The sequence below is a fragment of the Vibrio sp. 10N.247.310.98 genome (genome assembly GCF_041467395.1).
Lineage (GTDB): Bacteria > Pseudomonadota > Gammaproteobacteria > Enterobacterales > Vibrionaceae > Vibrio > Vibrio crassostreae_C.
Window position 1 is genome coordinate 25648 of the sequence record NZ_JBFSUL010000027.1, and the last position, 19233, is coordinate 44880.

Consider the following 19233-nt stretch of genomic DNA (forward strand, 5'->3'; position numbering starts at 1 on the left):
CCTAATTTTTCTTTTAATTATATGAGTTCATTAAATGCGAAACGACCGCTGGCCTCGTATTGCTACAAGTTCAGCGGTGCTAAGTGGTTTAATAGCGGCTTTCTTAAGTCATTAGCCGTTAACTAAACTGAATTCAACTCAGCTTATAACGAGTTTAAAAACGCCAATAGTGCTTCACGCTCGCTGCTACTAAGATCTAAAACGTTTTGTTTCGCCATTTCTGCTTCACCGCCATGCCAAAGCACAGCTTCCATAACATTTCTCGCACGACCGTCATGAAGTAAGAAGGTGTGACCATTCACTTCTTTGGTATAGCCTAATCCCCACAATGGCGTGGTGCGCCACTCTTGACCGTTTGCTAGATACTCTGGGCGATTGTCGGCTAAGCCTTCTCCCATATCGTGCAGTAACATATCGGTATATGGGCTGATTAGCTGTTTAGACAACGCAGGTAAGCCTTCACGTTCTGCTGTGCGAATTTCAGCTTGGTGGCAACTTTGGCAACCAATAGCTTTAAACAGTTTTTTACCTTGAACAACCGCAGGCTTATCAACGTTGCGACGAATTGGAACCGCCAAATGCTGCGAATAGAACCCAACAAAATCTAGGATATTATCGCTGACTTCAGGTTCACCACCATTTGGAAAATCATCACAGGTTGATTGAGCTGATGTGCAGTTTTCGTTCGGGAACAAACTGCTTGTTAAGCCCAAATCGCCGTTAAATGCTGCAGCATTTTGTTGCATTAGGTTTGGCTGTCCGGCTTTCCAACCAAATCGACCCAACGCCATTTCGTTAGTTTGAACATCAAGAACATAATTGGCTTTGCCTGTTACGCCTTGGCTGTCCGCAGCTTGTTGCTTCGCGAAGCCAAGAATCGTTTCTTGTGGGATGCTCTCAAGCAGACCTAGGCCGATCATTGGTGGCGCAACACGAGCCGAAAATTCTGTTTTAGGGTGCATTTTACCAAACGCGAGTTCAGTGATTTTTAATGTTGGTTTACGTAGAGTAACAACCGTGCCGTCTTTGAATTCAACAGGAACATCGGTGTAACTGATGTTCACTTTACCCTCTGGTTTCACACCTTGAAGCGCGAAATCTTGTAGCTGTCCACCGTAAGTCGGTTCTGGAATGCCACCATCGCGAATAAAGGCTTGTCTCTGCTCTGGTGTTTCAGCAGGAATACTCAAGCGAACCAGCATGGATACCGCGTTCTCATCGCCTTTTTCTGGCGTGTGGCCACGACCATCTTTGATGTGACAGTTTTGACAACCGTTGGTGTTGAACAATGGGCCCAATCCATCACGTGCATCGGTTGATGATGGTGCAGGAACCCAAGGGTTTCTAAAGAAGCTGTTACCTACACTGAAATCTAAGCGTTTGCTCATTGGTAGGTTGGCAGCAGGAAGAGAAAAAGCGTTTGCTCCCTCTTTCTTCACGGTTGTTTTGCCACCTGAGTAGGTTTCATGGGCATGTAATGGAGCTAAGAAAAACAGTGCGGTTAATAGTGAGGCTGAGAGATACGACTTCATACATTGCCTTGCTGTGTTTTTGATTTTAGTTTTTATGTGGGAGTAACTTTCATGAGTAACAAACAATTAAGGGCTCAATGAGAGCCCTTTATGATTTTCGTCTCGGGTTCTTAGAACTCGTGATCAGCCGTGTCTGGGTTAAGGCTATCAATGCCAATCACACCAGCAGCACGCTCAATCGCAGCCGTTTGAGACACTAGCGCAACAATTGTTTTGTTTACTAGTGCATTACCCGAAGCGTTGTCAGCAGCAATTAGCTGATCGAAATGCTGGTTGTTTTTCTCTGCAGAAACAACAAGCTGGCCAACTTGTGCACGTGCTAAGTCAAACTGCTTTTGGATCTCTTTCGCAGCTTGCTCATCTTTTTGCTCTACTAGGTCAAACAGGCTAGGACCTGAAAGCAGAGTACCGTCTTCACGCTTGTATAGACCCGTATAAACGTTGTAGATACCTTGCTCGTTGTAGTAGTGAGAGTTGTGCGTGTTATCAGAGAAGCAGTCGTGCTCATCTTCAGTAGAGTTAGCTTCTAAAGCCACCTTCATACGCTCACCAGCAAGTTCACCAAGAGACAGTGAACCCATGCCGAATAACATTTTACGTAGGCCGTTTTCGCTAGATTCAGAAAGCAGTTCTTGACGGTAGTTACCTTTCTCGCCTTCAGCCCACTGCTTTTCCATCCATTCTAGGTCTTGGATAAGTAGCTCAGCAGATGCTTTTAGGTATGCGCCACGACGGTCACAGTTGCCGTTAGTACACTCAGCGCCAACAACGAAATCAGTGTAAGCACGCTCACCTGCACCGCTGTTTGTACCGTTTAAATCTTGGCCCCAAAGTAGGAATTCAATTGCGTGGTAGCCAGACGCTACGTTCGCTTCAGAACCACCGATCTCGTTCAAGTCTGCGATTAGCTCAGGGGTGATGTTGGTTGCATCAACGGTAGTCTGACCAATTTGGAAAGTCTTGTTAGCCACGATGTTTGCGCTAGCGCCTTCGTTACCAAGTTCATATTGGTAATCAGTCGAAACATAATCAATCAGGCCTTCATCAAGTGGCCATGCGTTCAGTTGGCCTTCCCAATCATCAACAACAGCGTTGCCGAAGCGGAAAACTTCTGACTGTTGGTATGGTACGCGAGACTCAAGCCAAGCTTGTTTTACTTGTTCGAAGTTGCCAGCAGAAGGAGAAGCTAAGAAGGTATCAATAGAAGAGTTCAACGCTTTTGCTGTAATTACTGAATCTGCAAACACTGCATGCGCAATATCTGCGTAATGTTCTACAACTTGATCTTGAGTTACTGCTGCGAAAGAAGAAGCAGAGGCAAAAATGAGTGACGAAGTTACGGCTTTTGTCACTAAAGATTTAATGGTCATGAAGCATCCTTGTTGAGCTTTAAATTATTATTCGTAGTAATAGTGCAAACCATTATCATTTGCACTACGGATTGAAATAATACAAACTTACAATTTTATTGCAAGATAAATACAAAAAAACCTCACATATGTGAGGTCTTTAAACATTTTTATGTTAAGCGTAACAAAGAGGCTAATCAGATATCCAGATTATGCTTACCGTGTGAGACTTTTGCCTTCAGGTAGCTTTCATTACCCGATTTGATATGAGCAGAGGTATTCACCACTTCTTCAATCTCAATACCAAAAGATTTTAGCTCATTGATCTTCTTAGGGTTGTTGGTGACTAAGCGGATTTTTGTAGTACCTAAGGCGCGTAGCATTTCAGCAGCTTCAGTAAAATCGCGTAGGTCATCGCCAAAACCTAGGTGGTTGTTGGCTTCATAGGTGTTCATGCCTTCGCTTTGCAGACGGTACGCATCGATTTTGTTGTACAAGCCAATACCACGACCTTCTTGGCGAAGATAAAGGATCACCCCACCCGTCTCACCCATAATTCTAATGGTTTCGTCTAACTGCTCGCCACAGTCACAGCGAGAAGAATGGAAAACATCACCAGTCAGGCACTCAGAGTGCATACGAACAAGAGGTATGTCTTGTGTCTTGTCTGCTGATTTAAATATCACAGCAACATGCTCTTTATCTGTTTTCAATCCATGAAAAGACAGAAGTTCAGCATCTATACTGCTTGTTACCCCTACTTTGAAATCTATTCTGGCACGCACTTCCGCCATAGCTATACTCACTTGAAAATTCGATGTATTTAACGACGCTACATTATATGTCTAGGCAATATTTTGTAGCTAACTATCTAATGATAGACACTATGAGGCTGTTAACAATTTTTTTCAAGGTCGACCTTGTACAAATTGTTATAATATAACAATTATTTTTCAATTAAGAAAAAACCCCACATTGGGATGACCTACATGGGGTTATAAATTAAACAGTTGCGGCTAAAACTACACTTTTTTACAGAACGCTCAACTTACTTGAGTTTGCTTCCAGATGACAAGTTGCACCCAAGCATTCTCTAATTCGGTTAGCTCTTCTTGCGTAAGCGTAGAAATGCTCGACTTAGCACTGTATCTCTCTGCCCATTTATCTGACTGGACATGAGTATGGAACTCTTTCTTTAAATTTGAGATTACGTTATCCACAGATACATCCTTATATAGCAGTGCTTAGCCTTTATAATCGGTTAATGTTACAAAATACAGGTCAGTTGGTAAACAGTAATACACAATTTTTATGAGCTCTTCCTAACACTTTTTACTGATAAATATATAAATAAGAGAAGTAATAGGCTCGGTAGCAACCAAAGTAATAGATTTGAAGCCGTCATTGCCGGTTTATAAAGTACAAACTCACCAAATCTTTCCGTCATATATTGAGTAATTTCACTATTACTCTTCCCTGCTTTCACCATATTGAACACAACAAGACGTAAGTCTTTTGCTATTGGTGAGTTGGATTCAATCAGATTTTGGTTTTGACATTGTGGGCAGCGTAACGTTTTCGCCAAGCTGATAGCACGTTGCTGTTGTTCTGGATTATCAAACTCAAACAGTTCAACTTGAATACTCGTCTCTTTATTATTGGCAGTAAAAAGATCTTCAGCCATAGTCGGAAGGCTAATCACTAAAAGCGCTGACAGCATAAACAAGGTTTGTATTAGAGACTTCATCATCCATTCACACCATCAAAATACATCGCAAGCTCATCTTTCCATACCGTTTCATTAATAACGCCCAATAGCTTCTTAATGATCTGGCCATTGGCATCAACCAAATACGTTTCAGGTGTGCCGATTACGCCCAACTCTAACGCTAACTTGCCTTGAGGGTCACTGATCACGGTTAAGTACGGGTTGCCATCGTTCGATAACACGTTAATCGCAGCCCCAGAGTTATCTCGATAATTGAGCCCAACGATGGGAATGCCTTTATCGTGAAGTTGAAGCAAAAATGAATGTTCGGTTTTACATATCCCGCACCAAGATGCCCATACATTAACCAGTTGATAAGGGTGCTGCGTGACATCAGTAAGCGTAACTTTCTGCTGACCACTGACGCCTTCACTATTCACTAACGCACTCGATGTAAATTCTGGAAATGCCCTTTGTTGTTCAGACACCATGGTCGATTGCTGCTTATTATCAAGCGCAAAGACAAATCCCAGCACCACAATCAATGCTAAGGCAATTAGAGTAATTAGCTTGTTACGAACGCTGTTATGCATACTGTGACGCCTTAACGGTTTTCTTTTTACGATGAGTCAATGAGAGCAAAGCGCCGATAATGGAGAACAGCCCACCAAACCAGATCCAGCGCGCATACGCCTTATACTGAACACGAAATGCGTAAGCGGTGGAATCGACTTTCTCGCCCATGGTGATATAAACATCGCCATGCCAGAACCACTTCATTGCAGGCTCACTCATGTTCATAACACGAACTTGGTAGTGTCTTCTTTCTGGCGCGATGGAAAAGCTTTGCTCGCTAGCATCTAATTCGAGTATCGCTTTTTCTGCAGTAAAGTTGGAGGCGACATAGAGCTCGGTATCACGATGAGAGAGCGTCCAGCCCATAAACTCAACCTCTTCACCTGGGCTCAATTTGTAACTTCGCTCAAACGAGTGGTAGCTATTCATCGCGGCACCTATCGCTAATACTGCGACACCCACATGCGCCAACGTCATCACCCATACTTTGCGTTGAAACTTAGAGTTGCGCGTTACCGCTAAGCCGTAAACATGAGTCAGGGCTACCCAAAACGCAAGTGACCATGTCATTAGCACCATCACTTGGATCGCTTCAACTTGCAAAACATAAGTTACAAAGCCAAGACAGAGAGACAATAAGGCAATAATTCCAATCACACCTTTCGACGCTTGAGGTTTGATACTGAGCAATGGCGCTAACCCTATCACTCCCATCGCAAGCAGAGCCAATGGCGCAATAAGAAGATTAAAGTAAGGTGCGCCCACAGAGATATTTCCAAGGCCAAGTAATTCAAAAACCATTGGGTAGAAGGTACCAAACACCACCACCGCCGTACCCAGTACAAATATAAGTACCGCCACTAAACTCAAAAAACTTTTACTCGCAAAGCTAGTGATTGGATTCGACTCGAAAGATTCACCACGAACAATAAGAAGAGAAAACGAACTCACTAACACCAAAACCAGTATCAGCAACAGCGCGATACCTTTGGTTGGGTCAACAGCAAAAGCGTGTACCGATGTGAGTACACCAGAACGAACAATAAAGGTGCCTAAGATACTCAAACAAAACGTAATGAAAGCGAGACTGAGAGACCATTTCAGTAGCTGTTGTTTTCCCTTTGCAACGCCTAGGCTGTGGAGCAAAGCGGTCGAAGTTAGCCACGGCAACAAGCTGGCATTTTCAACCGGGTCCCAGAACCACCAACCACCCCACCCTAACTCGTAGTATGCCCACCAAGAACCAAGAATGATCCCTGCGGTTAAAAAGATCCAAGCGACCAAACAACAACTGCGACAATGAGCGACCCAATCGAACTCAATCGGATCCACCAGCAAAGCGGCCACAGCAAATGCCAAGACCACAGAGAAACCAACATAACCCAAATACAACAGAGGCGGATGGAATATCAAACCAACGTCTTGCAGCATTGGGTTAAGGTCACGCCCTTCAAGTGGCAAGGTCGAATTCAGTTCAAATGGGTTCGAAGCAAATAAGGTAAACCATGCAAATATCGCGAGTAACACATTCATCACCCACAATACGCGGCTCTGATACTCAGAAGAATATTGCTTTTGTAGGGCAATCACACCCGACCAACAGCTAATGGTTAAGACCCAAAATAGCAATGAGCCTTCATGTCCAGCCCACACAGCGGCCATTTTGAAGAAGGTGGGTAATTGAGTATTGGAGTGTTCTGCAACATAGAGGATGGAAAAGTCGTCACCTACAAAGGCATAGCCAAGTAAAACGATAGCGCCAATGGAAAACAAAGCGCTAGAGAGGGAGAAACTGCGAATTAAAGCCACATTTTGTGCTTGTTTAGTTAGCATTTGATACATCGAATACACAGCGATAATGCTGCTGAGAACAGCGACCAAAATTAAACTAAACAGCCCCAAAGAACCGACCATATCACCTCAATCAGGCTCTACCTAAGCAGAACCAAGTTAAACCATTATTGGCATTGATTGCTCAACTAGCTGATGTAACTCAACTAGCTATTGCTACTCAGCGAAAAGAAATTTAGTGAGCAGATGTTTAGTATCCAACATCCACTCACTTATAACCTTGAGCGAAATTAAGCTAACGTTAATTGTCCTGCATAAAGGACAAACGTTCTTAGCATTAATACGCCCATCAGACTCAATGAAGTAACAGAGAAAATATACACAGTACTATGGCGAACCGATGCTGGTGTCACGGCGTTAAGCAACAAGGGTAAAACCATACCCACACCAATTACGCCATACCAGAACCAACTTGCCCAGAAACCACCGCCAATCGCGTTCCATACTGCCTGCTCACTTTGACCACCAGCAAATATCAACCCAGTGAAGAAAGTAACAAGGACAAACAGTTCAAACATAACAACAGGACGTTCGAAGCCGTGGATCCAAGAAATACTCGCACTATGCGGAGACTCCTTAAAGACCAACACACCAAATAAAATACATGCCGCCGCTCCCGAGGATAAACTCGAGAATAAGAACAATATCGGCAACACTGGGTTATTCAGCATTGGGAAGGTATTTAGCGCAGAGAGTAAGAAGCCAGTGTAAGCCGCAAGTAATAGCGCAAGCACAGCTAAGAATATTTCAAAAACATTCTCAAAAGATTCTAATTTGCCAATCCAGTTACTGACAAAATCGAGTCGCCCTTTTAACCATGCTTGATCACTCAAGAATACGGCAATCTGATTTCGGAATATAATGCCGATCCAAACAAATAGGATCACCATATACACTTGGAATAAGATCACACCCATCGACATCACTGACGTCGGATTATAAAAGATCATGATCTTCCAAAATGATAGTGGTTTCGTCAGGTGGAAAACCAAGATCAATAAACCTGAGATGATCCCGAATGGTGCTAGAAAAGCCGTTGCCTTTAATACACCATTATTCGCTGGATCGTCCTCAATCACCTTTCTCTTAAGGTAAATCGAGATCATCACTGCACCCGCTGACATACCCGCCAAAAACAGATAGATAGCAATGATCCAGTCCCAAACCACGGTACCTGATTGAAACGCTGTATCCCATGCACTCATAATCAAATCTCCCCTTTTTGGTGTGGCACTTTATAGAGTTTTGGCTGAGTACCTAGATAAGCCTTATCTCTGTAAACCACTTCAGATTTAAGTACCTGGTTTATCTCGCTCTTAGGGTCATTTAAGTCGCCAAATATCAGCGCATTGGTAGGGCAAGATTCAACACAAGCAGGTAATTTACCTTGCGCAAGATTGGTATCGCGGCAGAAGTTACATTTGTCGGCCGACTTATTCTTAGGATGGAAGAAGCGCACTTGATATGGACAAGCTAGCAGGCAATAACCACAGCCGACACACTTCTCTTTATGTACATCAACAATTCCTGTCTTCTCATCTTTATAGGCGGCGCCTGTTGGGCAAACCATCACACAAGGTGCATTATCACAATGTTGACAAGAGTTACGAGTGAAACGGTAATCAACATTTGGATATTCACCTTGAGGTTCGCTCTTTATGATTTCTAAGCGCGATACGCCTTCAGGCACTTTGTTTACTTCACGACACGCCTCAGTACAAGCAGTACAGCCAATACAAGCGGTTTCGTCATGAACCATTCCGTAACGCTTGGTGCCATCTTCCTGAACATTAGCCAGCGTTTTGCGGCTTGTAACCGCTGCAGTACCTGCAACACCAGTTGTGAAAATAACGGCACCCGCGCCAGCTAAAAAGTTTCTTCTTGAGCAGCTCATAGATTACTCCCCTTCTTTCTTCTGGTTGAAGTCTGAATGGCAATCCACACACAGCTTGATGGTTTGCTTTTTATCTAAGCCAAGCACCTTCGCTTCACTCGCATGCACATCGTGACAGTTTGAACACGTTAAGTTTTGTGCGTGTACGTCATGAGTCCAACTCGCTTCGCGCAGATCATCAGGCTTATGACAATCTATACATTGGCTGTTGGCATCTAGGATTAAGCTAGGATCGAGGAAAACCTTTTCGGTTCCGGGTTGTGATTGAGCCGCGCGATACTTCACCACCTCAGGTGCACCATCACGGTGATCGGGGCCAATAGAACTATGACAATCTGTGCAATTCACTTCACGGCCAAGCAAAGCGTGCGCACTCTCACCATGTGAACCAAATACCGTTTCTTTAGAATCTTTATGGCATTGGACACACTTGTAATCTTTGTCACGTATTAATTCGACTTCATGTCTTGTTGACTCTCCTACTGGCGTAACAGCAGGCTCTGCAACAGCATGAATGGAATAACCATAGAGGCAGAATGCTAGAAGGGATTTAAGCATTATGACTATGGCCAATTTAATATTGCCCATTTTATCCTTTCCTTATACCGGCATTATTTAACTCTCAACTAAATAATATTCCGGTTAAACAAAAGTACCCTTAAACGATATTATTACCGCTTAAATGATATCAATTCTTATTTTGGATAAGCCACAACGCTTTCTATATTTAGAATATACCCCTAATTAGGTAAAGCGAAATATACAAAGGGTAATATGTGAACACAATCACCCTATTTATAGTGAGGGCATGTCGGGTAATTATTTGTTATATATGATAATAATTCTCAATAAGACCAGTCTAACTTGACGTCCACATACCCCTTTAGGGCTATATAAACTTCAACGTGATTGAAGTCACTGTCATTAATTGATCTAAAACAAGCAAACATCCGACACGTAACAAAATGTGTTTATTTATGAATTAATATAAACAGCAATTCTCCAGTTCTTAATTTGAATAGCAAACTCACAACGCTTGGTATAAAAATCAGTATATTGGAGATATCACTGTGAAAAAGCATTGGATACGTAATTCCGTCACAGCATTATTAATGGTTAGCGCATCACTAGTAAGCGCGACCAGTTTTGCTGCGTCTGAACAAAAAGAAATTGGTGATCCTCGTAACGACCAGTTCGAGCAAAACCACCCAGATCAATACCATTCATGGAGACAAACGTCAGAGAGCGAAGCCATTGAAGACGCACTAAAAGAAGATCCAAACATGGTTATTCTATGGGCGGGCTACGGTTTCGCGAAAGACTACAACAAAGCCCGCGGCCACTTTTATGCGGTTGATGATGTAAGACAAACCCTGCGTACTGGCGGACCAACCGACGAAAATTCAGGCCCAATGCCAATGGCGTGCTGGAGCTGTAAAAGCCCAGACGTAGCACGCGTTATTGAAGAGCGTGGTGAAGACGGCTACTTTGAAGGTAAATGGGCTCGTCTTGGCAGCGAGATAGTCAATCCAATTGGTTGTGCCGACTGTCACGATACTCAAAGTGAAGGCTTTAAAAATGGCGAACCTGCACTAAAGATCACTCGTCCTTATGTTGAACGTGCGTTCGATGCGATTGGGAAGAACTTCGAAGAGCAAGGTCGCTTTGATCAGCAAGCCTCTGTGTGTGCTCAGTGTCACGTGGAATACTACTTCACGGGTCCAACAAAAGGTGTGAAATTCCCTTGGGATAAAGGGACGCGTGTTGAACAGATGGAAGAGTACTACGATCAGATTGGTTTTAAAGATTGGACACATAAAGTCTCTAAAGCACCAATGCTAAAGGCTCAGCACCCAGGTTACGAAACTTGGCGTGAAGGTATTCACGGTAAGAACAACGTCGCTTGTGTTGACTGCCACATGCCTAAAGTGACGAAAGAAGACGGTACCGTTTACACCGACCATAAAGTAGGTAACCCGTTTGACCGCTTCGAAGACACTTGTACTAACTGCCATACTCAATCTAAAGAGACCATGCGTAACATCGTTTCAAGCCGCAAAGCTCAAGTACTAAACATGAAGCTGACCGCTGAGAAACAAATCGTAGCCGCTCACTTTGAAGCAGGCGCAGCATGGGAAGCAGGCGCAACAGAACAAGAGATGGCACCTATCTTACAAGATATTCGTCATGCGCAATGGCGTTGGGACTACGCTATCGCATCTCATGGTGTTCACATGCACGCGCCTGAAGTAGCCCTAGAGGTTCTTGGAACGGCGGTTGACCGCGCAGCAGACGCGCGAACTAAGATTGTTCGTCTACTTGCGAAGAAAGGCATTACCGATCCAATCGAGATTCCAGATATCTCAACCAAAGAAGCCGCTCAGAAAGCGCTAGGAATGGACATGGATAAGATGAATGCTGAGAAGCAACACTTCTTAGACACCGTGGTTCCTAAGTGGGAAGAGCAAGCTGAAAAGCGTGAAGCTAACTACGAATACTAGTTCCTTCAAATAGACCAATAAGATAAAACCAGTCACACTGTAAAGGTGTGGCTGGTTTTTTAGATTTGGGCGCACTCAACCGTCCCAATTTCACATTACCTTTTAGCTAATTCAAGGAACAAAGAATGAAGCACTTACTTTCGCTTTCGGCATTATGCATCGCATTAACAAGTTCAGGACTTCACGCCTCTGAACGAGCAGAAACAGGGTGGGAAATGATTGAGGAAGGTGCGCTTGTGGTTGATGTCAGGACACCAGGAGAGTTCAAGCAAGGTCATCTGGACAATGCGCTTAACTACCCTCTTTCTGAAGTCGCTACGCACTTTGCCAGAATAGACAAAGCTCAACCTATCGTTTTATATTGCCGCAGTGGTAACCGCTCAGGACAAGCTTACCAATATTTGAAAGCTCAAGGGTTTACACAGATCCACAACGCTGGCGGTTTAATTGAGATGCAAGAAAGCAAATAATCTCGAAATTACAGATAGTGCCCGTTTAACGGATCATTTGCTTAGCTTGGTTGATCGAATGGATGATAGAGACACGATCAATGCCTTTCTGGTTAGAATCGAGAATTTGAGTCCAAGCATCGATCGCTTGTTGGTAGCGCATACTGATGAAGTGATCGGTCGCTATCAACATCAATGCCGTACGATCGTTGGGATCAAGCTCCATGGATTGATTTAAGAGCACTTTCACATCATCACTCATCGCCTGTGAACTTAGGTAATACAAGGCGCTCGCTTTAGCTGCATAAAGCCCTGAAGGCGCCTGTGGGTCTAAACGAATCGCATAGTCGTAACAGGTAAACGCCGCATCAAACTCCCCTTTCTGCATATAAACACCACCAAGCTTAAACCAAAGATCTGATTGATTAGGGTCTTGCTCCAAGCTCTGCTGAAGTTCATTTTGGAAATCTGTTGCTGTATAGCTGCTGTCGTCACTTGAAGTAAGTTGAGGGGCTTCTTGTTTCATCTGAGACCAAACCAGAATGCTGGCTAATATCGCCACACATGAAATAAGGAGGTTGCCTTTAAGATGACTGGTTTTTCTGTTTGATGCGATCACGATTGCCACTAGAAATAGGCTCATTAGCAGCAAAGCAATCAGTAACCAGATATCCATTCCATTCTCCTTTCATTGACGCTTTACTGTACCTTTTTCTCACTAAAACAATATTGATCGAGGTTTAGCTATTGGCTTTTAAACAAGTCACAGCCAAATTCTAGGTAATAAAAAACCGAGCACAATGGCTCGGCTTTTTGTCTCAACTTCTATTTATAGAAGTGAAAGATTACTCAGTGTCTTGCTCGCTATCAGAAGCGTCTGATGCTTGCTCTTCACTTGATTCAGAAACGACTGCTGCTTCAGCGTTTGCTACTTCAGCTTCGCCTTCAACAACCTCAGCTTCTTCTACTTCGTCGATACGTTGTAGACCTACAACGTTCTCGTCGTCAGAAGTACGAATCAGTGTTACACCTTGAGTGTTACGACCAACTTGGCTCACTTCCGCAACGCGAGTACGTACTAGCGTACCTGCGTCGGTGATCATCATCATTTCGTCGCCTTCTTCAACTTGAACAGCGCCAACAACTGGGCCATTACGTTCAGAGACTTTGATAGAAACCACACCTTGCGTTGCACGGCCTTTCGTTGGGTATTCAGCTAGTTCAGTACGCTTACCGTAACCGTTTTGAGTCACAGTTAGGATATCGCCTTCGTTAGAAGGAACAATCAACGATACTACTTGATCGTCTTCTGGAAGCTTCATACCACGAACACCAGAGGCAGTACGGCCCATTGCACGTACTTTGTCCTCGTTAAAGCGAACAACTTTGCCCGATTTAGAGAACAGCATGATGTCGCTATCACCGTTAGTGATGTCAACGCCAATCAGTGAATCATCGTCACGTAGGTTAACTGCAATTAGGCCGTTAGCACGTACGTTTGCGAACTGATCCAGTGATGTCTTCTTAACAGTACCGTCACCCGTTGCCATGAAGATGAATTTCTCGTTAGAGAACTCAGAAACAGGCAGGATAGCCGTGATACGCTCACCTTCTTCTAGAGGAAGAATGTTAACGATAGGCTTACCACGAGCAGTACGACTTGCTAATGGCAGTTGGTAAACTTTCAGACGGTATGTCTTACCACGAGTAGAGAAACATAGGATGTTATCGTGAGTATTAGCAACAAGCAGACGCTCAATGTAATCCTCATCTTTCATCTTAGTTGCACTCTTACCTTTACCACCACGACGCTGAGCTTCGTAGTCGCTTAGGATTTGGTACTTAACGTAACCTGCGTTAGAAAGCGTTACTACAACGTCTTCTTGAGCAATCAGCTCTTCCATGTCGATGTCATGAACTGCCGCTGTGATTTCTGTACGACGCTCGTCGCCATAGATTTCACGTACTGCTTCAAGTTCTTCACGGATAACTTCCATCAAACGCTCAGTGCTTGCAAGAATGTGCATTAGCTCAGCGATTTCTTCTAGAAGGGCTTTGTACTCGTCTAGAATCTTCTCGTGCTCAAGGCCTGTTAGGCGGTGAAGACGAAGTTCTAGAATTGCTTGTGCTTGTGTTTCCGTTAGGAAGTATTGACCATCGCGGATGCCGTATTGGTCTTCTAACCAATCAGGACGAGCTGCGTCAGTACCTGCACGCTCAAGCATTGAAGCAACGTTACCAAGATCCCAACCACGAGACACTAAACCAACTTTAGCTTCTGCTGGTGTTGGCGCGCTCTTGATCAGTTCAATGATTTCATCAATGTTAGCAAGTGCTAGAGACAATGCTTCAAGGATGTGTGCACGGTCGCGTGCTTTCTTCAATTCGAAGATAGTACGACGAGTCACAACTTCGCGACGGTGGTCTACGAAGCACTTAAGCATGTCTTTGATGTTGAACAACTGTGGTTGACCGTTATTCAACGCAACCATGTTGATACCGAAAGTCGTTTGCAGTTGAGTTTGAGCGTATAGGTTGTTAAGAACCACTTCGCCTACTGCATCACGCTTACATTCAATAACAATACGCATACCGTCTTTATCAGACTCGTCACGCAGTGCACTGATGCCTTCTACTTTCTTATCTTTAACCAGTTCAGCAATCTTCTCGATCAAACGAGCTTTGTTTACTTGGTAAGGGATCTCAGTAACGATAATGGTTTCTTTACCATTCTTCTCTACTTCGATATCCGCTTTTGAACGCATGTAAACCTTACCGCGGCCAGTCTTGTAAGCATCTACGATGCCTTTACGACCACTGATAAGTGCTGCTGTTGGGAAGTCAGGACCAGGGATATAGTCCATTAGCTCATCAATAGTGATATCTTCATTATTGATAAATGCTAAACAGCCATCAACAACTTCACCAAGGTTATGTGGTGGGATGTTGGTAGCCATACCTACTGCGATACCAGAAGCACCGTTTACCAATAGGTTAGGAATTTTTGTAGGAAGTACTGCTGGAATTTGTTCTGTACCATCGTAGTTCGGTACGTAATCCACAGTTTCCTTATCAAGGTCAGCCAGGAGCTCGTGAGCAATTTTCGCCATACGAACTTCGGTATAACGCATTGCAGCCGCGGAGTCGCCATCGATAGAACCAAAGTTACCTTGGCCATCAACTAGCATGTAACGCAGTGAGAACGGTTGCGCCATACGAACAATAGTATCGTATACAGCACTATCACCATGTGGGTGGTATTTACCGATTACATCACCTACTACACGAGCAGACTTTTTATATGGTTTGTTCCAATCATTACCTAGTACATTCATCGCGAACAAAACGCGGCGGTGTACAGGTTTTAGGCCATCACGCACATCTGGAAGGGCACGACCAACGATGACGGACATCGCGTAGTCTAGGTATGAACCTCTAAGCTCATCTTCAATATTTACGGGCGTGATCTCTTTCGCTAGATCGCTCATAGAGCCATTTTCCCTCTATAGTCAGATCGTATTTTTGAATACGTATAAGACCGAAAAATATAACACAAATTTACCTACGGAGGCATCACTTTCCCTCTCCTTTTACCATCTTGTGACCCTTGTAGCCAATCAATTGATGAGAAATTGCACCTCCGCATCATATCTTGCTGAAACATGGTCACTTTACATCCAATAAACTAGCAAAATTGTAGATCTTCTGGTCAGAGCGAAAAGGCAAGTTATAATGCCTGCAATTTCATGGATGCATTATTTAACTTGGAAATGCCGATTATGACTAAATCACAGAACGTAGACCCAGCAGAAATCAAAAAATTCGAAGACATGGCGTCGCGCTGGTGGGATCTGGAAGGCGAGTTTAAGCCTCTACATCAAATCAACCCACTGCGCCTAAATTACGTGCTAGAAAAGACCGAAGGTTTATTTGGTAAGAAAGTCCTCGATGTTGGCTGCGGTGGCGGCATTTTGGCTGAAAGCATGGCTGTTGAGGGTGCAGTAGTCACTGGCCTAGATATGGGTAAAGAACCGCTAGAAGTGGCACGTCTTCACGCATTGGAAACTGGCACCAAGCTCGATTACATCCAGAGCACTATCGAAGACCACGCAGAACAGAACCCACAGACGTACGATGTGGTAACGTGCATGGAAATGCTAGAGCACGTTCCTGATCCACAATCTGTGATTAGTGCATGTTCAAAATTAGTGAAACCGGGTGGTCACGTGTTCTTCTCTACCTTGAACCGTAACTTCAAATCTTACCTGTTCGCTATTGTTGGTGCAGAAAAGCTACTTAAGATTGTTCCTGAGGGCACTCATGAACACGAGAAGTTCATTCGCCCTGCTGAACTTATCAAGATGGTCGATAACACTCCGCTGCAAGAACTAGGGATTACAGGGCTGCACTACAATCCTCTTACGGACACTTATCGTTTAGGCACAAATGTAGACGTAAACTACATCGTCCACACGCAAAACTTTGGCTAAAAAATATCGGTAGCCCTACCGTAAAACCTTTTGTAAAAAAGACGAATGAAAAGAGTTGCAATTACCATAACTTTGCGACTTTTTTCAGTCTAAATTTCGTGCGCTAGCTTCCATTTTGACCACCTCGATTTAAATTTAATCGCCTAAAATCAATCGCCCATTTTGGCCAAAGATCAAGGAATTTTTTTTTATGGGTGTGCAAAAATAAAGCATCATTAAAAGCCGACTTTTATACAATCAAGTCACATATAACCTCATCAGTTAGTGGTCACTTACAGTTTTTTTTCAATCCACCACTTATCCACAAGCAACCCCATTTCTTTACCTTGAAAAATATCAGTTGTAGCACTATCTTGTAACCCAACAAACAAATGACCCCTATATGTTGTGTTTGAACTACAATGTATGGGTAGACCAAGATCACAAAGCCGAAACGTAATTTACAAAAATTACACAGAAATACACAAAAACACGGCCTTGTTCAGTTTTGTTAGGGAAATTAAGCAGAATGAACCAACAACTTACTGTTACCAAGCGTAACGGGCGCAAAGAAACGATCGATCTAGAGAAGATCCATCGCGTGATTACATGGGCAGCTGAAGGCTTGCACAATGTTTCTGTATCACAAGTAGAATTGAAAGCTCACATTCAGTTTTACGATGGCATCACCACTACTGACATTCATGAAACTATCATCAAGTCAGCAGCGGATTTAATCTCTGAAGAGACTCCTGATTACCAATATCTAGCAGCACGTCTGTCTGTATTCCACCTACGTAAAAAAGCGTACGGCGAATACGAGCCGCCTGCACTGTATGACCACGTTGCAAAACTGGTTGATATGGGTAAATACGATAGCCACCTTATGGAAGATTACACGAAAGCTGAATTCGAAGAGCTTGACGAGTACATCGACCACAAACGTGACTTAGACTTCTCTTACGCAGCGGTTAAGCAGCTCGAAGGTAAATACTTCGTGCAAAACCGTGTAACGAAAGAAATCTACGAGAGTGCTCAGTTCCTTTACATTTTAGTTGCTGCGTGTCTATTCGCTAAATACCCGAAATCGACTCGTCTTGACTACATCAAACGTTTTTACGACGCATCGTCTACGTTTAAGATTTCTCTACCTACACCGATCATGTCTGGTGTACGTACGCCTACTCGTCAATTCAGTTCTTGTGTACTGATCGAGTGTGGTGACAGCCTTGATTCTATCAACGCGACAGCAAGCTCAATTGTTCGTTACGTATCTCAACGTGCTGGTATTGGTATCAACGCAGGTCGTATCCGTGCGCTTGGTTCTGAAATCCGTAATGGTGAAGCGTTCCACACGGGCTGTATCCCTTTCTACAAATACTTCCAAACAGCAGTAAAATGTTGTTCTCAAGGTGGTGTTCGTGGCGGTGCAGCAACTGTATTCTACCCACTATGGCACGGTGAAGTTCAGTCTCTATTAGTACTGAAAAACAACCGCGGCGTTGAAGAGAACCGAGTTCGTCACATGGATTACGGCGTACAGCTGAACAAGCTTATGTACTCTCGCCTAGTTCAGGGTGGCAACATCAGCCTGTTCTCACCTTCAGACGTACCTGGCCTTTACGATGCGTTCTTCGAAAACCAAGACCGTTTTGAAGAGCTATACGTTAAGTACGAAAACGATCCTTCAGTGAAGCGTGAAACGGTTAAAGCCGTTGAGCTTTTCTCTCTGCTAATGCAAGAGCGTGCTTCTACTGGTCGTATCTACATTCAGAACGTTGACCACTGTAATACACACAGCCCGTTTGATTCTGAAGTAGCACCTGTTCGTCAATCGAACCTATGTCTAGAAATCGCGCTTCCTACTAAGCCACTTTCTAACGTAGAAGATGACGAAGGCGAAATTGCACTATGTACGCTTTCAGCATTCAACCTTGGCGCAATCAATGAACTGGACGACCTAGCAGAGCTTTCTGAGCTGGTTGTTCGTGCTCTAGATGCACTGCTTGATTACCAAGACTACCCGCTTCCAGCTGCATACAAGTCGACAATGAACCGTCGTACTTTAGGTGTAGGTGTAATCAACTACGCATACTACCTAGCGAAGAATGGTGTTAAGTACTCTGATGGCAGCGCGAATGGCCTGACTCACCGTACTTTTGAAGCAATTCAATACCACTTGCTAAAAGCATCTGTTGAACTAGCGAAAGAGAAAGGCCGTTGCCCATCTTTCCACGAGACCAACTACGCGAAAGGCCTACTGCCAATCGATACTTACAAAAAAGATATCGACTTAGTATGTGAAGAGCCACTGCACTACGATTGGGATTCTCTACGTGAAGAGATCATGGAGCACGGTCTGCGTAACTCTACGCTAACAGCGCTTATGCCTTCTGAGACATCGTCTCAAATCTCGAACGCGACTAACGGTATCGAGCCACCACGTGGTTACGTATCAGTGAAAGCATCGAAAGACGGCATCCTTAAGCAAGTGGTTCCAGATTTCCTAAATCTTAAAGAGAACTACGAGCTACTTTGGAACATTGGTTCTAACGACGGTTACCTACACCTAGTGGGTATCATGCAAAAATTCGTTGACCAAGCTATCTCTGCAAACACTAACTATGACCCAAGTGTTTACGACAGCGGTAAAGTACCAATGAAGAAGCTGCTTCAAGACCTACTAACAGCGTACAAGTACGGTGTTAAGACGCTTTACTACCATAACACTCGTGATGGTGCTAAAGACGACCAAGGAGATGCAGTTCAAGTGCCGGAAGAAGATTGTGAAGGCGGCGGTTGTAAGATCTAAACCGCAATAAACATTAAGACCCCAGAGAAGAGTTATCTTCTCTGGGTTTAAAGCATTAACAGGGTCCGTTTTATTACGGGTCTTTAAAGGAT

General features: G+C 43.8%; 16 protein-coding genes. 4 read left to right on the plus strand and 12 right to left on the minus strand.

What is annotated here, in order from left to right:
- Window positions 1–143: 143 nt before the first annotated feature.
- The 10 genes from AB6E78_RS12540 to nrfB form a co-directional block, all read right to left on the minus strand.
- Window positions 144–1532: a di-heme oxidoredictase family protein gene (locus tag AB6E78_RS12540; RefSeq protein WP_372133738.1), complete on the minus strand. Its 1389-nt coding sequence runs from the start codon at window positions 1530–1532 to the stop codon at window positions 144–146.
- 110 nt (window positions 1533–1642) lie between these two features.
- Window positions 1643–2902 carry an imelysin family protein gene (locus AB6E78_RS12545; RefSeq protein WP_017072495.1) on the minus strand — a complete coding sequence of 420 codons (1260 nt, stop codon included), beginning with the start codon at window positions 2900–2902 and terminating at the stop codon, window positions 1643–1645.
- A gap of 176 nt (window positions 2903–3078) precedes the next feature.
- Window positions 3079–3675: a GTP cyclohydrolase II gene (ribA, locus tag AB6E78_RS12550; protein WP_009848836.1), complete on the minus strand. Its 597-nt coding sequence runs from the start codon at window positions 3673–3675 to the stop codon at window positions 3079–3081.
- Window positions 3676–3924: 249 nt separating this feature from the next.
- Entirely contained in the window at window positions 3925–4101 is a 177-nt protein-coding gene (locus AB6E78_RS12555; RefSeq protein WP_017060980.1) for a hypothetical protein, read from the minus strand.
- Between the two features lie 89 nt (window positions 4102–4190).
- Window positions 4191–4631 (minus strand): heme lyase NrfEFG subunit NrfF, encoded by a 441-nt coding sequence (nrfF, locus tag AB6E78_RS12560; protein ID WP_372128065.1) that lies wholly within the window; start codon window positions 4629–4631, stop codon window positions 4191–4193.
- Window positions 4628–5182 (minus strand): DsbE family thiol:disulfide interchange protein, encoded by a 555-nt coding sequence (locus AB6E78_RS12565; RefSeq protein WP_017060982.1) that lies wholly within the window; start codon window positions 5180–5182, stop codon window positions 4628–4630. Before AB6E78_RS12565 ends, nrfF begins: the two co-directional genes overlap by 4 nt.
- Window positions 5175–7079 carry a heme lyase CcmF/NrfE family subunit gene (locus tag AB6E78_RS12570; RefSeq protein WP_372055513.1) on the minus strand — a complete coding sequence of 635 codons (1905 nt, stop codon included), beginning with the start codon at window positions 7077–7079 and terminating at the stop codon, window positions 5175–5177. The genes AB6E78_RS12565 and AB6E78_RS12570 overlap by 8 nt, the downstream gene beginning before the upstream one ends.
- Before the next feature lie 167 nt (window positions 7080–7246).
- Window positions 7247–8221 carry a cytochrome c nitrite reductase subunit NrfD gene (gene nrfD, locus AB6E78_RS12575; RefSeq protein WP_017063561.1) on the minus strand — a complete coding sequence of 325 codons (975 nt, stop codon included), beginning with the start codon at window positions 8219–8221 and terminating at the stop codon, window positions 7247–7249.
- A 2-nt stretch (window positions 8222–8223) separates the two neighbouring features.
- Entirely contained in the window at window positions 8224–8910 is a 687-nt protein-coding gene (nrfC, locus tag AB6E78_RS12580) for a cytochrome c nitrite reductase Fe-S protein (protein WP_017060985.1), read from the minus strand.
- 3 nt (window positions 8911–8913) lie between these two features.
- Window positions 8914–9498, minus strand: a complete 585-nt coding sequence (gene nrfB, locus AB6E78_RS12585; protein WP_008222036.1) for a cytochrome c nitrite reductase pentaheme subunit — start codon at window positions 9496–9498, stop codon at window positions 8914–8916.
- Between the two features lie 482 nt (window positions 9499–9980).
- Here nrfB and nrfA point away from each other — a divergent pair, with 482 nt between their 5' ends.
- Together nrfA and AB6E78_RS12595 are read left to right on the plus strand one after the other, a co-directional pair.
- Complete coding sequence (nrfA, locus tag AB6E78_RS12590) at window positions 9981–11411, plus strand: ammonia-forming nitrite reductase cytochrome c552 subunit (protein WP_372133736.1); 1431 nt, start codon at window positions 9981–9983, stop codon at window positions 11409–11411.
- A 125-nt stretch (window positions 11412–11536) separates the two neighbouring features.
- Window positions 11537–11881, plus strand: coding sequence for a rhodanese-like domain-containing protein (locus tag AB6E78_RS12595; protein WP_372133734.1), 345 nt, complete (start codon window positions 11537–11539; stop codon window positions 11879–11881).
- Window positions 11882–11906: 25 nt separating this feature from the next.
- Here the strand turns inward: AB6E78_RS12595 and AB6E78_RS12600 are convergent, their stop codons facing one another.
- Both AB6E78_RS12600 and gyrA read right to left on the minus strand, forming a co-directional pair.
- A complete protein-coding gene (locus AB6E78_RS12600) occupies window positions 11907–12536 on the minus strand; it encodes a tetratricopeptide repeat protein (RefSeq protein WP_017066842.1) in 630 nt (209 codons plus the stop codon).
- A gap of 169 nt (window positions 12537–12705) precedes the next feature.
- Window positions 12706–15348, minus strand: a complete 2643-nt coding sequence (gene gyrA, locus AB6E78_RS12605) for a DNA topoisomerase (ATP-hydrolyzing) subunit A (protein WP_017072500.1) — start codon at window positions 15346–15348, stop codon at window positions 12706–12708.
- A 258-nt stretch (window positions 15349–15606) separates the two neighbouring features.
- Between gyrA and ubiG the strand changes: the two genes are divergently transcribed.
- On the plus strand, window positions 15607–16350 hold the full coding sequence (gene ubiG, locus AB6E78_RS12610; protein ID WP_017063556.1) for a bifunctional 2-polyprenyl-6-hydroxyphenol methylase/3-demethylubiquinol 3-O-methyltransferase UbiG: 744 nt from the start codon (window positions 15607–15609) through the stop codon (window positions 16348–16350).
- Between the two features lie 508 nt (window positions 16351–16858).
- A complete protein-coding gene (nrdA, locus tag AB6E78_RS12615) occupies window positions 16859–19141 on the plus strand; it encodes a class 1a ribonucleoside-diphosphate reductase subunit alpha (protein ID WP_372133732.1) in 2283 nt (760 codons plus the stop codon).
- Window positions 19142–19233 lie beyond the last annotated feature (92 nt).